Here is a 12,418-nt window from a genome sequence, read left to right on the forward strand (position 1 = left end):
AATCGTGTGGCCGGCTCCAACATTGACACCAAGCGCTCGTCAACCCTGAAAAGCCTGACCACGCCGCGGGCTGCCGCGGCGGCCGGGGTCGCGTTCGCGTTGTTGTTCGGCGCCAACCTGATCCTGATCCGCTCGTCGCTACCCGAGGGGGCGCAGCCCGGGTCGCAGTGGCTGGACGCCGCCAGCGGCAAGATGAAGATCGCGGCGGTTCTGATGCCATTCGCGGGGATCAGTTTCCTGTGGTTCATCGGCGTGGTGCGCGACGGCCTTGGCCGGCTCGAAGACCGGTTCTTCGGCACGGTGTTCCTCGGCAGCGGACTGCTGTTCCTGGCCATGATGTTCGTGACGAGCGCGATCGGAGCGGGGCTGGCAGCGGGCAACAGTGCGCTCGGCCACGATCTGCTCGGCAACAGCGAGGTGGCGCTGTTCGGGCAGATGGTGGTGCTGACCCTGTCGAAGACCTATGCGCTACGGATGGCCGCGGTGTTCATGATCTCGCTGGCGACGATCTGGTTGCGCACCCGCCTGATGCCGCGGTGGCTGGTGTATGTCAGCTATCTGCTCGCGGCGGCGTTGTTGATCGCCAGTGATGTCAGCATGTGGCTCACCTTGAGCTTCCCGATCTGGGTGTTGGTGGTGAGCGTTCTTCTGCTCGCCCGCGCGGGCGTGTTCGAGGATCACCAGGCGACCGCCAGGGACCGCAGGCCGTAGATGAAGTGGAACGGCTTGAACTCGATCTCGTCGAACGGCTCGGCGCAGGCCAGTGCCGGGAAGCGCCGCAGCAGTGCCGGGAACGCGATGCGCATCTCCATCCGGGCCAGCGGCGCGCCCAGGCAATGGTGCACCCCATGACCGAATGCCAAGTGGCTCACGATGTCTCGTCTGATGTTCAGCACGTCGGGATCGTCGACGAAGGCCGCGTCCCGGTTGCCGGACGCCAAGGACGCCAGCACCAGACTGCCGGCCGGGATCGCTACGCCTGCGACCTCGGTGTCGGTGGTGGCCAGGCGGGGGATGCTGCTGTGCACGATCGACAGCCAGCGCAGCAGTTCCTCGACGGCGGGGGCGACCGCGTCGGGGTCGTCACGGACCGCGGCGAGCTGTTCGGGGTGGCGCAACAACGCCAGGGTCCCCAATCCCAGCATGTTCGACGTGGTCTCGTGGCCGGCGAGCAGCAGCAGACCGGCGATGCCGATCAGTTCGTTGTCGCTCAGCTCGGTGCCGTGGTCACGCACCAGCATGCCGAGCATGTCCTCACCTGGCGCGCGTCGGGCCGCCGCGACCAGGGTGCCCATGTACTCGCGGCCCTGGCGCACCAGCTCCAGGCGTTCGGGAATCGGGATGGACAAATCAAGCTGACGGGCGCTGCGTCGCTGGAAATCCTCCCGGTCGGAATACGGCACGCCGAGCAGTTCACAGATGACCAGCGACGGAATCGGCAGGGCGAACTCGGCCACCAGATCGGCCGGCGCACCGGCAGTCTCGAGCGCATCCAGTCGTGACTCGACGATCTCGACGATGCGCGGTTCGAGCGCTTTCATCCGGCGCACGGTGAACTCACCGGTCAGCATCCGCCGCAATCGGGTGTGCTGGGGTGGATCGAGGGCGAGCAGGTTGCCTGCGCGGGCGGTGGCCTGTTCCTCCTCGGGCACCCGCGGTGCACCGGGCAGCACGAAGCCCGGTGGCCGTCCGTTGGCGAAGTGCTCGTGATCGGAGAGCACCGCCCGGACGTCGTCGTAGCGGGTGATCAGGTACACCTGCATGCCGAACGCGTTGACGGTGGTGACCACTCCGCTGCCGTCCCGGATGTCGCGCAGTTCCGGTGTGGGATCGAACCCGTTGCGCCGCATATGCAGTGGTGGCGGTGCGGCGGCAGATGTCATGCCACGACGTTACGCGCGTTCGGCGGGTTCGATCTCTGCGCGGGAGAACGCCGGCCACCAGATCGCCGGGCCGATCAGGGTGAACAGCGCCGGGATCACCACTGTACGAACCACGAAGGTGTCCAGCAGGATGCCCAGGCCGACGATGATCCCCAGCTGGGTGAGCACGATCAGCGGCAGCACGCCCAGCACGGTGAACACCGCCGCCAGCACGATGCCGGCGCTGGTGATGACCGCGCCGGTCGCTGACACCGCCCGCACGATCCCGCCGCGGGTGCCGTGCTGTGGGGTCTCCTCGCGTGCCCGGGTGACCAGGAAGATCGTGTAGTCCACGCCAAGGGCGACCAGGAACAGGAAGGCGAACAGCGGGGTGGTGTTGTCCAGCGCGGGAAAGCCGAGCAGGTGCACGCTGACCCAGCCGCCAAGGCCGAGTGCGGCCATGGTGGACAGCACGGTGGCGGCGACCAGGATCAGCGGTGCCAGCGCAGCCCGCAGCAGGATGTACAGCACCGCGAGCACGACGATCAGGATCGCCGGGATCACCACCCAGCGGTCGTGTACGGCTGCATTCTTGGCGTCCAGTGCCTGTGCATCAGATCCGCCGACGAGCGCGCCGGGATCGGCGCGGTGGACTGAATCACGAAGGGCAGCAATGGTATCGAACGAGGCCTCGGAGGCCGGCTCGGCGGCGAGCACGACCTGCCATTGACCGAGGCCGCTGGCCGAGTTGCCCGCCGGATTGACCGAGATGACGCCCGGGGTGCTCCGGATGGCCGCCTCCAGCGCGACGCCGGCGTCGCTGCGACCGATGACCCGCGTCGGGTCGGTCAAGCCGCTGGGGAAGTGCGCCGACAGCGTCCGATAACCGGCCACCGAGTCGGCGCTGACCCGGAACTGGTCGATCTGGTTCAGCCCCACCGGGGTTGCCAGTAACCCGGTCGCCAGCACGATCAGCACCGCCGTGGAGGCGACGGTGACCCGGCCGGCATGGTTGGACACCCAGTCGGCGACCCGATGCCAGGCGCCGGTGGCGGTGATCTGTTCACCGCCGGGGCGAGGTATGAACGGCCAGAACAGCTTCGGGCCGAACAATGCCAGCAGCGGCGGAAGCATCAGCAGCACGAACACGGCCGCGACCACCAGCCCGGACGCCGCCTGGACGCCGAGGCTACGGGTGCTCGGCGACGACGCGAACAGCAGCGTCAGCAAGGCCAGCACCACCGTCGCGTTGCTGGCCGCGATCGCAGGCCCGGCGAACCGGACCGCCGTGCGCAGCGCGGCACGGTGATCTCCGGTCGAACGCAATTCCTCCCGATAGCGCGAAATCAACAGCAGCGCATAGTTCGTCCCGGCGCCGAACACGAGCACGCTGGTGATGCCGGACGTCGAACCGTCGGCGGTCATGCCGGTGCCTTCGGCGATCGCCGAACCCAGCACCGCGGCCACCCGATCGGCGAACGCGATGACGAGAAGAGGAACCAGCCACAGCACCGGGGATCGGTAGGTGATGATCAACAGCAGCGCGACCACCGCGCCGGTGACGGCCAGCAGCGTGATGTTCGCCCCGGAGAACGCATTCGCGATGTCGGCGCCGAATGCGGGTCCACCGGTGACGTTGGTTGTCAGGTCACCGGGCAGCCCCGACTTGGCGGCCTCTCGCAGCGATTTGACTTGATCGTTGAGTGCGAACCCGGACAGCGTGGAGTCGATCGGCACCGGCGCCAGAGCGGCCTTGCCGTCCTCGGACGCGGTGACCGGAATCGGGGGACCGCCCGTGCCGGTTTCGGCAACCATCCGCCCGCGGGCCGCGTCGGCGGCGGCCAGGTCGGCAGGGGTCAACGCCTCGCCGTCGGTGCGCGTGACGACGAGGATCACCGGCGCCGCCCCGCCACCCGGAAATTCCTTGAGCACCGCGGCGGCCTTGGCGGATTCCGCGCTGGGGGGAAGGGCGACCGGTGACTGATCGGCCGACGAGCCCTGCCCTATGACGCCCATCAATCCGCCGCCGATCACCGCGATGATCAGCGCCAACAGCCAGGAAAGTCGCTTGCTGACAAGCTCGCCGACGCGGTCCCAGACGGGTCGCCGGCCCTCGAGTCCTCGGTGCATGACCCCAACATAGCTTCAAATTCTTAACATTTCATCTACTTAATGGATACTCTGGTGGCATGGATCCCTCCGGCAGGCCCGCCCTGGAGGCCGCCGTGGTCGCCGACGTGCAGGCGCTGTCCGCCGAATCGGATCAGATCGGTCGCGCCTTCGCCGGTATCCACCAGTTGTCGGCCAACGATTTCCGCGCACTGGTGCACGTGATGGTCGCCGAGAACGCCGGCACCCCGCTGACCGCCGGGGAGCTGCGCACCCGGATGGGACTCTCGGGTGCGGCCATCACCTACCTGGTCGAGCGGATGATCGAATCCGGCCATCTGCGGCGCGACTCCGACCCGGCCGACCGCCGGAAGGTGCTCCTGCGCTACGCCGACCACGGCATCGAGGTCGGCAGGGCGTTCTTCACGCCGCTGGCCACCCACACCCACCGCGCCCTGGACGAGATACCCGACTCTGATCTCGAGGCGGCCCATCGCGTCTTCACCGCGGTGCTGGCGGCAATGGCGGACTTCCGCGCCGATCTGAATTCATAGCCGGTCCACTTGGCGGCCTCGTCATTTTTGCCGACTTTGCTGCGGGCCATGGTGAAGTAGGCAAAGCTATTGGCGTCTAACGGGTCTTGGGGAATCGAGTGATTGCGCGATGAAGCGAACCAAACAACTCTGCGTCGGCGTCGCGGCGGCAGGCCTCTTCGGTCTCGGGTCGACGGTCGCGACGGCGGTCGCCTACGCGGACACTGGCGCCGCCGGCTCCGGTGGCGGTGCATCGGCGAGCGCAGCCAAAGGCGGCCCGTCCAATGCGGGGCCGAAGGCCCGCAATCGTTCGACCACCGCGGGTGCGGTGAGTCAACCCGCGAAGTCGTCCGCGGTCCGTAAACCCGCAGCGGGGGTGCGGAAATCGGCAAGTCCAGCGGCAGAGGCTCTTTCGGCGGCCCTGTCCACTCTTGGCATCACGCCGGTGGCCTCCGGCAGCGGCGCGGGCTCGTCGACGGTGTCGCCCGCGGTCGGTCGCAGCCGTCGCGGCCTGGTGATGACGGCAACCGCGTCCGCGGCCGCGGCGAGCAACGGCGGATCGGTCAGCACGCTGGCCGCAGGCACGCCAACCCACGTGCTGGTGATCGGGATCGACGGAACGAATCTCAGCGCCATCCTGTCCAACCCCGACAACGTCAACCTGCAGGCCCTGATGACCACCGGCACCACCGCGGCGTCGACCATGGTCGGGCACACCACGATGTCCAACCCGTCGTGGACTGGCATCTTGACCGGCGTGTGGAGTGAGAAGACGGGTCTGTTCAACAATGTCTTCACGCCGTGGACCTACGATAAGTGGCCGACGGTCTTCAACCAGCTCGAAACTGCCGACCCCAACATCGAGACCACGGCGATCGCGGACTGGGAGAACATCGCCCAGATCGCCGGGGCCGGTTCGATTCCCGCCGACGTGATCAAGTTCTTCCCGAAGTACAACAACAGCTGGCTGGATACCGACGACCTGGTGGGCCAGGCGTCCGTCGACGCGATCAACGGCACCACCGCGGGCGTCTCGAGCTTCAACTTCACCTACTTCGTCGGTGTCGACAACACCGGGCACGAATACGACGCCGGGTCGCAGCAGTACAAGGATGCGCTCAAGAACGTCGACGACAACGTCGGCGACATCATGGCCGCGGTCACCGATTGGAACTCCGCGCATCCCGATGAGAAGTGGACGGTGCTGGTGACCACCGACCACGGCCAGGTGCCGTGGCCGACGATCCGGCTCGGGTCGGACATGCGCGCACACGGCTTCCAAACACCCTGGGAGACGACCACATTCGTGATCGCAAACGGCGCCGGCTTCACCGCCGGGGCGATCAACAACACCTATTCCAACATCGACATCACCCCCACGGTGGACGCCCTGTTCGGGCTGACGCCCCCGTCCTATTCGGCCGGTTCACCTCTGATGGACCTCGCCGGAAGTGATTACAAACCCCTGGTCCCCGGCTTCGACGGGATCAACCAGGCCTTGACCGACGCGATCGCGATGTACGGCTATCCCGACGTGGCGACGAACATCGCCCTGGACCTGCGCACCGTCGCGGGCTTCGTTCCCTATTTCGTGTACTCGGTCTTCAACGGACTCACCGCGGACATGACCGGACCGTTCAAGCTGCCGATCCAATTCGTCGGTGCGGTGCTCTATCAACTCGTGAACATCCCCGCGCAGATCATCGCCCGGTTGACCGGGGTGACCGGCAATCAGATCATCCCGCCGGACCTGTGGCCGTACACGCCTGTGCCCGGCGTGCAGCCGCTGCCCCCGGCGACCGCGGTGCCCAGCCCGGAGGCCATCGCAGTCTGAGTGTCGGCCCCGCCTGGTTAGGTGGGGGCGTGCTCGACACCGTCGCCGTGGAGAACTACCGGTCGCTGCGCCGGCTGATCGTGCCGCTGCGCGGGCTCAACGTGGTCACCGGCGCGAACGGCGCAGGCAAATCCAGCCTGTACCGGGCGCTGCGGCTGCTGGCCGACTCGGCGCGCAACGGCGCGGTCAGTGCGCTGGCCCGGGAGGGCGGGCTCAGCTCGACGATGTGGGCCGGGCCCGGCATGACGGGTCCGGTGAGCCTGAAGCTCGGCTTCGCCGGTGAGGACTTCGGTTACGCCGTGGACTTCGGCCTGCCCCAGGAGACCGAAACCGCGTTCAACCTGGACCCCGAGATCAAGTCGGAAGCCGTGTGGGCCGGTGCGACGCTGCGGCCCTCGGCACTGCTGGCCCAGCGGTCGGTACGCACCGTTCTGCTCCGCGATGCCGACGACGGCTGGCACCCGACGGCCACACTGCGGCCGTTCGACAGCATGCTCAGCGAGGTCGCCGACCCGCAGGCGGCACCCGAACTGCTGGCATTGCGCGAGCGGGTCCGGTCGTGGCGGTTCTACGACCACGTCCGGACCGACAGCGACGCGCCGGCCCGCCAGCCGCAGATCGGCACCCGCACAATGGTTTTGAGCCATGACGGGGCAGACCTTGCCGCGGCACTGCAGACCATCGCCGAGATCGGCGACGCCGCTGCGCTGGCTGAGGCCGTGGACAACGCGTTCCCCGGCAGCAGGGTGCAGATCCGCACCGAAGGCCGGTTCGAGGTGACGCTGCGCCAGCCCGGCATGCTGCGTGCCCTCACCGCGGCCGAGCTGTCCGACGGCACGCTGCGCTACCTGCTGTGGGTCGCGGCTCTGCTCACGCCGCGACCGGCCGAGCTGACCGTGCTCAACGAACCGGAGTCCAGCCTGCACCCCGACCTGTTGCCCGCACTGGCCGCGCTCATCGCGCGGTCCTCGGAACGCACGCAGATCGTGGTCGTCACGCACTCCGCCCCGTTGGTCGAGGCGCTGCGCAGGCGCACGCACGACATCAACGCCATCGAACTCACCAAGGAACAGGGCCAGACCGCGATCGTCGGCCAGGGCCTCCTGGACGAGCCGTCCTGGCACTGGCCTACGCGGGGATGAACCCACCTATCCTTGGGCATCATGCGTGTGATGCTGGTCGGGTCGGGTGAGCTGAGTCGGGAGTTGGTGCTGGCGTTCCAGCGACTCGGAGCCGAGGTGGTCGCCGTCGACCGCTACGCCGACGCACCAGCCCACGACGTCGCCGACGAGGCGCTGGTCGTGAAGATCACCGACCCCGACGAGCTGACCGCGGCCATCACCCGCGTCGAACCCGAGTACGTTGTCGTCGACACCAATGCCGTGGCCATCGACGCGCTCCGGGCGGCCGCCGACAGCGGGGCCACCCAGGTGGTGCCGGGTGTGTACGCCACCCAGCTGAGCCTGGACCGCGAGGGCATGCGCCGGCTGGCCGCCGACGAGCTGGGCCTGCCGACCGCGCCGTTCTGGTTCGCCGGGTCGGTCGCGGAGCTGACCGCCGTCGCCGACCATGCCGGGTTCCCGCTCGTGGTCAAGCCGGTGATCGGGGTGCCGGGCCAGGGCCAGTCGGTGCTGCTGCGCCCCGACGACGTCGAGCCCGCCTGGCAGCGCGCCGTCGCGGCCGGTGGCAGGGTGCCGCACAACCGCGTGCTGGCCGAGACCGTCGTCGAGATCGACTACGCCGTCACCTTGCTCACGGTGCGGACCGACGGGCCGGCAGGGCCCGCACTGCACTTCTGCGAGCCGATCGGACATCGCCAGGTCGACGGCGGTGTCTTGGAGTCCTGGCAGCCTCAGCAGATGACGCTGGCGGCGCTCGGGGCGGCGAAGTCGGTGGCCGCACGGATCGTGCGGGCGCTCGGCGGCCGCGGTGTGTTCGGGGTGGAGCTGCTGGTGCGCGGCGACGAAGTGTATTTCTCCGATGTCAGTGTGCGTCCCTACGACAGCGGGCTGGTCACCATGCGCACCCAGCGACTGTCGGAGTTCGAGCTTCACGCCCGTGCGGTTCTGGGGCTGCCGGTGGACACCATCATGATCTCGCCGGGCGCCGCGGAGGTCACCTACGGCGGTTCCGAGGAGAGCGCCGGCCGCGCCGACATCAACCCGGCGGTGCTGGCCGAGGCCATGGCTGTGCCGGAGAGCGACGTGCGGCTGCTGGGCCGACACGAGGGCGCCGCGCGGTTGCGGCTGGGCGTCGCTCTGGCCACCGCATCCGATGTCACCGCCGCCCGCGATAGGGTTCGCCAGGTGTCGACCGCCCTGCACCGCGTGTGGCAGCCATGACCGAACCCGAGGACGACGGCGCCAGTCCGATGCCCATTCTGATCGCGCTGGGTGTCGCGGTACTGGTGCTCGCCGCGGTGGGGATCGCCTGGCTGGTCGACGACAAGAAGCCGATGAGCGAGGACGTGCTGGTCGGTCGCGCCGCGGTCGGGCAGAACGACGCGCTGCAGCGCGACAACTACCCGGATTTTCGCAAGTTCACCTGCGCCGCGCAGCAGGGTGTCGAGGCCGATGTTCTTGGCAGCCAACAGAAGTCGAAGGCCGCACGCGGTGCGCGATACGTCGATGACGTCACCGACGTGAAGATCGACGGTGACAGGGCCACCGCCACCGTCGTCTACCACTTCGAAAAGGCGGCGGACACCAAGCTCAAGACCCCGATGACCTTTGCCCGGGAGAACGGGGAGTGGACCGTGTGCTCGCCCGGTCCGGTCTGAGAACCATCCAGATTCGTGTGGAAGGATCGGACGGGTGAGTTACGCAGGAGATATCACCCCTGAAGAGAGCTGGAAGCTGCTCAGCGAGAACCCCGAGGCGGTGCTGGTGGACTGCCGTACCGACGCCGAATGGCGCTGGGTCGGCGTCCCCGATCTGTCCAGCCTGGGCCGCAATGTGGTGTTCGTGGAATGGAACCGCAGCAATGGTCAGCGCAACGAGGACTTCGTCGCCGAACTGAACGCCGCGGGTGTCACGGCCGGCGAGCGCCCGGTGGTGTTCCTCTGTCGCTCCGGGAACCGTTCCATCCCCGCTGCCGAGACGGCGACCGCCGCGGGAATCGCTCCCTCCTACAACATGCTTGACGGCTTCGAAGGCCAGCTCGACGCCGACGGCCACCGCGGCAGCAACGGCTGGCGTGCCCTGGGTCTGCCCTGGAAGCAGTCATGACCGACGCGACCGATCCGGTGCCGTCGGTCCGGATCCCCGCGCCGCTGCCCGACGGTGTCAGCCAGGCGACCATCGGGGTTCGGGGCGGCCTGCTGCGCTCGGGGTTCGAGGAGACCGCCGAGGGGCTGTATCTCACCTCGGGGTACGTGTATTCCTCGGCCGCCGAGGCAGAGAAGGCGTTCACCGGCGAGATCGACCGGTACGTCTACTCCCGCTACGGCAACCCGACGATCTCGATGTTCGAGGAGCGCCTGCGGCTGATCGAGGGTGCGCCTGCCGCGTTCGCGACCGCGTCGGGGATGGCTGCGGTGTTCACCTCGCTGGGTGCGCTGCTGGGTGCCGGCGACCGGTTGGTGGCTGCGCGCAGCCTGTTCGGCTCGTGCTTCGTGGTGTGCAACGAGATCCTGCCGCGCTGGGGTGTGGAGACCGTCTTCGTCGACGGTGACGACCTGTCACAGTGGGAAGCGGCGCTGTCGGTGCCGACGCAGGCCGTGTTCTTCGAGACCCCGTCCAACCCGATGCAGTCGCTGGTCGACATCGCGGCGGTTTCCGAGATGGCGCATGCTGCCGGCGCAAAGGTGGTGCTGGACAACGTGTTCGCCACTCCGCTGCTGCAGCAGGGCATCCCGCTGGGCGTGGACGTGGTGGTGTATTCGGGCACCAAGCATATCGACGGTCAGGGCCGTGTGCTCGGCGGCGCGATCCTCGGTGACAAGGAGTACATCGACGGGCCGGTGCAGAAACTGATGCGCCACACCGGCCCCGCGTTGAGCGCGTTCAACGCCTGGGTGTTGCTGAAGGGCCTGGAGACGATGGCGGTGCGGGTGGACTACTCGAATCGCTCCGCACAGCGCGTCGCCGAGTTCCTGGAAGCCCAGCCCGGCGTCAACTGGGTGAAATACCCCTTCCTGGAATCACATCCGCAGTTCGATCTGGCGAAGCGGCAGATGCGCGGCGGCGGCACCGTGGTGACGTTCGAACTGGAGGGCGGCAAGGCACGCGCCTTCGAGGTGCTCGACAAGCTTCAGGTCATCGATATCTCGAACAACCTCGGCGACGCCAAGACCCTGATCACACATCCGGCGACCACCACCCACCGGGCGATGGGACCGGAAGGGCGCGCCTCGATCGGGCTTGGTGACGGGGTGGTGCGGATTTCTGTCGGGCTGGAAGGCACCGAGGACCTGATCGCCGACCTGGATCGCGCGCTGGGCTAGCGGTGTCCCGGAAATCCGATGCCAAGAAGGCCCGCCGCAAAAAGCGGCAGGCAAGCCGTGACGAGCGCTGGTTGCCCGGCGACGTGAAGGGCGCCCTCGACGACGTTGACGTCGAATTGGCCCAAGCGGTCGAGACATTCGACGAGTGGCTGACATCGCGCGGCTGGGCGTTCGACGCCGAGTTCTCCACCGACACTCTGATCAGCTGGTTCTTCGAGCCGTCGGCTGCCGCGGTGATCGACGAGGGATACGAGCCGGTCACCCGGATCTGGATCACGGCCTCCGGTGAGGACGATGACTTCCCGGAGCGGGTCAAGGCGGTGCTGGTCGGCACCGGCGAAGACGCGGGTGCGCTCTACACCGTCGAACCGGAAGTGCTTCTCGCCCAGATCGACCCGATCGAGGCCTACCGGCCAGGGGATGCCGTGCCCGTCCTCGGCTGATATCGACGAGACTTAGGACAACAGCAGCAGTGCGGCGGTGACGAGCATGACCACAGCGGTGGCGCCGTGGACGCCGAGGCTGATGGACTTGGCTCCGCCGTTGCGATGCACGATGACCGCGTCGGCCACGGGAATCACTGTGGCGGCCACCAACATCCAGCCGAGCAGATGCGTGGCGCCGGCGACCATCAGGATGATGACGATCAGTCCCGACGCGATATCGCGTACGCCCTTGACGTTCAGATAGGCACTGACGGCCTGCTGGCCGGGGTCGGCAGGCACGCCGTATCCGGCGGCGGCGACACGCGGTGCGACGATGAAGCGTGCACCGATGAAGATGATGGCAGCGGCGATCAGGCCCGAGAGCGCGTAGCCGATGGTAGTGATCATGTGAAAACCTTTCGCGTATCAGTGAAGTGGATCGAGCAGAATCGTCTGGACGTCGATGATCTGGGCGGTGTCGAAACCCGCCATGTCGGCGGCGAATTCCGCGCTGGCCATGATGTGGTGGGTGAGCTGTTCGGGGTCGGCACCGGCCGGGTAGCGGACCAGGGCGACGAGTCGGCGCGCCTCGCCGGAACATTCGGTCCACACGCCTTCGGTACTCACCCCGAACCTCGGGAACGTGGACAGGTGCCGCTTCCAGTGCACCGTCGCGTATTGCTGCAGGGCTTCTGCGGATCGAAGCGTGTAGATCCTGAGCTGAAGCACGGTCAGATCGCCAGTGCCACGCACAGGGCGGTCACCGCAAGACCCTGAAGAGCCGCGCGGGCGTTGATGACCTGGTCCCAGTTCGCCTGTAGCGCACGCGCATTCGGGAGGTGTTCACCGCCGATGGCGGCCGCGGTCAGCTGGCGGTTGATCGGTGCGCTCACTCGGGTGTAGATCGTGAGCCACACCAGCAGCAGGGCCACCGCGACGCCCGCGGCAATCGCCTGCGGCCCATGACCACTCGACGCTGCCAGTACCGCGCTTATCGCGCCGGCGAGAACGCCGAGCACACCGGGCACCGGCATCCGCTTGTCACCGTATTTGTGAATCAGGCCGGTGATCACGACCAGTGCGTCGTTGTCGACCGCCGCCAGCGCCGGCCTCAGCACAATCGCGCAGAACACGTCGGTGCCGTACACCACCGCGGTACCCAAGACGGCGATCGTCGCGGCGATGCGGGTGATGACATCCAGATCCATGGG

At 67.7% G+C, this 12,418-nt stretch carries 14 protein-coding genes; 9 read left to right on the forward strand and 5 right to left on the reverse strand.

Annotated features, from left to right (window positions below):
* Positions 1-6: 6 nt before the first annotated feature.
* Positions 7-711 carry a hypothetical protein gene (locus BST42_RS07850; RefSeq protein ID WP_237159308.1) on the forward strand — a complete coding sequence of 235 codons (705 nt, stop codon included), beginning with the start codon at positions 7-9 and terminating at the stop codon, positions 709-711.
* Here BST42_RS07850 and BST42_RS07855 read toward each other — a convergent pair.
* Complete coding sequence (locus tag BST42_RS07855; RefSeq protein ID WP_083118025.1) at positions 678-1,883, reverse strand: cytochrome P450; 1,206 nt, start codon at positions 1,881-1,883, stop codon at positions 678-680. The genes BST42_RS07850 and BST42_RS07855 overlap by 34 nt on opposite strands.
* A 9-nt stretch (positions 1,884-1,892) precedes the next feature.
* Positions 1,893-3,992, reverse strand: a complete 2,100-nt coding sequence (locus tag BST42_RS07860) for an MMPL family transporter (protein ID WP_083118026.1) — start codon at positions 3,990-3,992, stop codon at positions 1,893-1,895.
* 59 nt (positions 3,993-4,051) lie between these two features.
* Between BST42_RS07860 and BST42_RS07865 the strand changes: the two genes are divergently transcribed.
* The 8 genes from BST42_RS07865 (at position 4,052) to BST42_RS07900 (ending at position 11,225) form a co-directional block, all read left to right on the forward strand.
* Positions 4,052-4,525, forward strand: a complete 474-nt coding sequence (locus BST42_RS07865) for a MarR family winged helix-turn-helix transcriptional regulator (protein WP_083118027.1) — start codon at positions 4,052-4,054, stop codon at positions 4,523-4,525.
* A 109-nt stretch (positions 4,526-4,634) separates the two neighbouring features.
* The gene (locus BST42_RS07870) at positions 4,635-6,338 is read left to right on the forward strand and encodes an alkaline phosphatase family protein (RefSeq protein WP_083118028.1); all 1,704 of its coding nucleotides are present in this window, start codon (positions 4,635-4,637) and stop codon (positions 6,336-6,338) included.
* Between the two features lie 29 nt (positions 6,339-6,367).
* On the forward strand, positions 6,368-7,480 hold the full coding sequence (locus tag BST42_RS07875) for an AAA family ATPase (RefSeq protein WP_083118029.1): 1,113 nt from the start codon (positions 6,368-6,370) through the stop codon (positions 7,478-7,480).
* 21 nt (positions 7,481-7,501) lie between these two features.
* Entirely contained in the window at positions 7,502-8,680 is a 1,179-nt protein-coding gene (gene purT / locus BST42_RS07880; RefSeq protein ID WP_083118366.1) for a formate-dependent phosphoribosylglycinamide formyltransferase, read from the forward strand.
* Entirely contained in the window at positions 8,677-9,117 is a 441-nt protein-coding gene (locus tag BST42_RS07885) for an Rv0361 family membrane protein (RefSeq protein ID WP_083118030.1), read from the forward strand. Before purT ends, BST42_RS07885 begins: the two co-directional genes overlap by 4 nt.
* 34 nt (positions 9,118-9,151) lie before the next feature.
* Positions 9,152-9,565, forward strand: coding sequence for a rhodanese-like domain-containing protein (locus BST42_RS07890; RefSeq protein ID WP_083118031.1), 414 nt, complete (start codon positions 9,152-9,154; stop codon positions 9,563-9,565).
* A complete protein-coding gene (locus tag BST42_RS07895; RefSeq protein ID WP_083118032.1) occupies positions 9,562-10,782 on the forward strand; it encodes an O-succinylhomoserine sulfhydrylase in 1,221 nt (406 codons plus the stop codon). Before BST42_RS07890 ends, BST42_RS07895 begins: the two co-directional genes overlap by 4 nt.
* A gap of 2 nt (positions 10,783-10,784) precedes the next feature.
* Entirely contained in the window at positions 10,785-11,225 is a 441-nt protein-coding gene (locus BST42_RS07900) for a hypothetical protein (protein WP_083118033.1), read from the forward strand.
* 12 nt (positions 11,226-11,237) lie between these two features.
* Here the strand turns inward: BST42_RS07900 and BST42_RS07905 are convergent, their stop codons facing one another.
* Genes BST42_RS07905 through BST42_RS07915 form a run of 3 tightly spaced genes read right to left on the reverse strand, consistent with a single transcriptional unit; the run spans position 11,238 to position 12,415 of the window.
* Positions 11,238-11,615, reverse strand: a complete 378-nt coding sequence (locus BST42_RS07905; RefSeq protein WP_083118034.1) for a DUF4267 domain-containing protein — start codon at positions 11,613-11,615, stop codon at positions 11,238-11,240.
* 18 nt (positions 11,616-11,633) lie between these two features.
* Positions 11,634-11,936, reverse strand: a complete 303-nt coding sequence (locus tag BST42_RS07910) for an NIPSNAP family protein (protein WP_083118035.1) — start codon at positions 11,934-11,936, stop codon at positions 11,634-11,636.
* 2 nt (positions 11,937-11,938) lie between these two features.
* Positions 11,939-12,415: a DUF1772 domain-containing protein gene (locus tag BST42_RS07915; protein WP_083118036.1), complete on the reverse strand. Its 477-nt coding sequence runs from the start codon at positions 12,413-12,415 to the stop codon at positions 11,939-11,941.
* Positions 12,416-12,418: the final 3 nt, after the last annotated feature.

The sequence above is a fragment of the Mycolicibacterium rhodesiae genome (assembly GCF_002086695.1).
GTDB lineage: Bacteria > Actinomycetota > Actinomycetes > Mycobacteriales > Mycobacteriaceae > Mycobacterium > Mycobacterium rhodesiae.

Excerpts from the sequence above, each read along its gene's own strand:
- BST42_RS07915 (WP_083118036.1), bottom strand. The coding sequence starts at position 12,415 with ATGGATCTGGATGTCATCACCCGCATCGCCGCGACGATCGCCGTCTTG.
- BST42_RS07905 (WP_083118034.1), bottom strand. The coding sequence starts at position 11,615 with ATGATCACTACCATCGGCTACGCGCTCTCGGGCCTGATCGCCGCTGCC.
- BST42_RS07885 (WP_083118030.1), top strand. The coding sequence starts at position 8,677 with ATGACCGAACCCGAGGACGACGGCGCCAGTCCGATGCCCATTCTGATC.
- BST42_RS07865 (WP_083118027.1), top strand. The coding sequence starts at position 4,052 with ATGGATCCCTCCGGCAGGCCCGCCCTGGAGGCCGCCGTGGTCGCCGAC.
- BST42_RS07855 (WP_083118025.1), bottom strand. The coding sequence starts at position 1,883 with ATGACATCTGCCGCCGCACCGCCACCACTGCATATGCGGCGCAACGGG.
- BST42_RS07860 (WP_083118026.1), bottom strand. The coding sequence starts at position 3,992 with ATGCACCGAGGACTCGAGGGCCGGCGACCCGTCTGGGACCGCGTCGGC.
- purT (WP_083118366.1), top strand. The coding sequence starts at position 7,502 with ATGCGTGTGATGCTGGTCGGGTCGGGTGAGCTGAGTCGGGAGTTGGTG.
- BST42_RS07895 (WP_083118032.1), top strand. The coding sequence starts at position 9,562 with ATGACCGACGCGACCGATCCGGTGCCGTCGGTCCGGATCCCCGCGCCG.
- BST42_RS07870 (WP_083118028.1), top strand. The coding sequence starts at position 4,635 with ATGAAGCGAACCAAACAACTCTGCGTCGGCGTCGCGGCGGCAGGCCTC.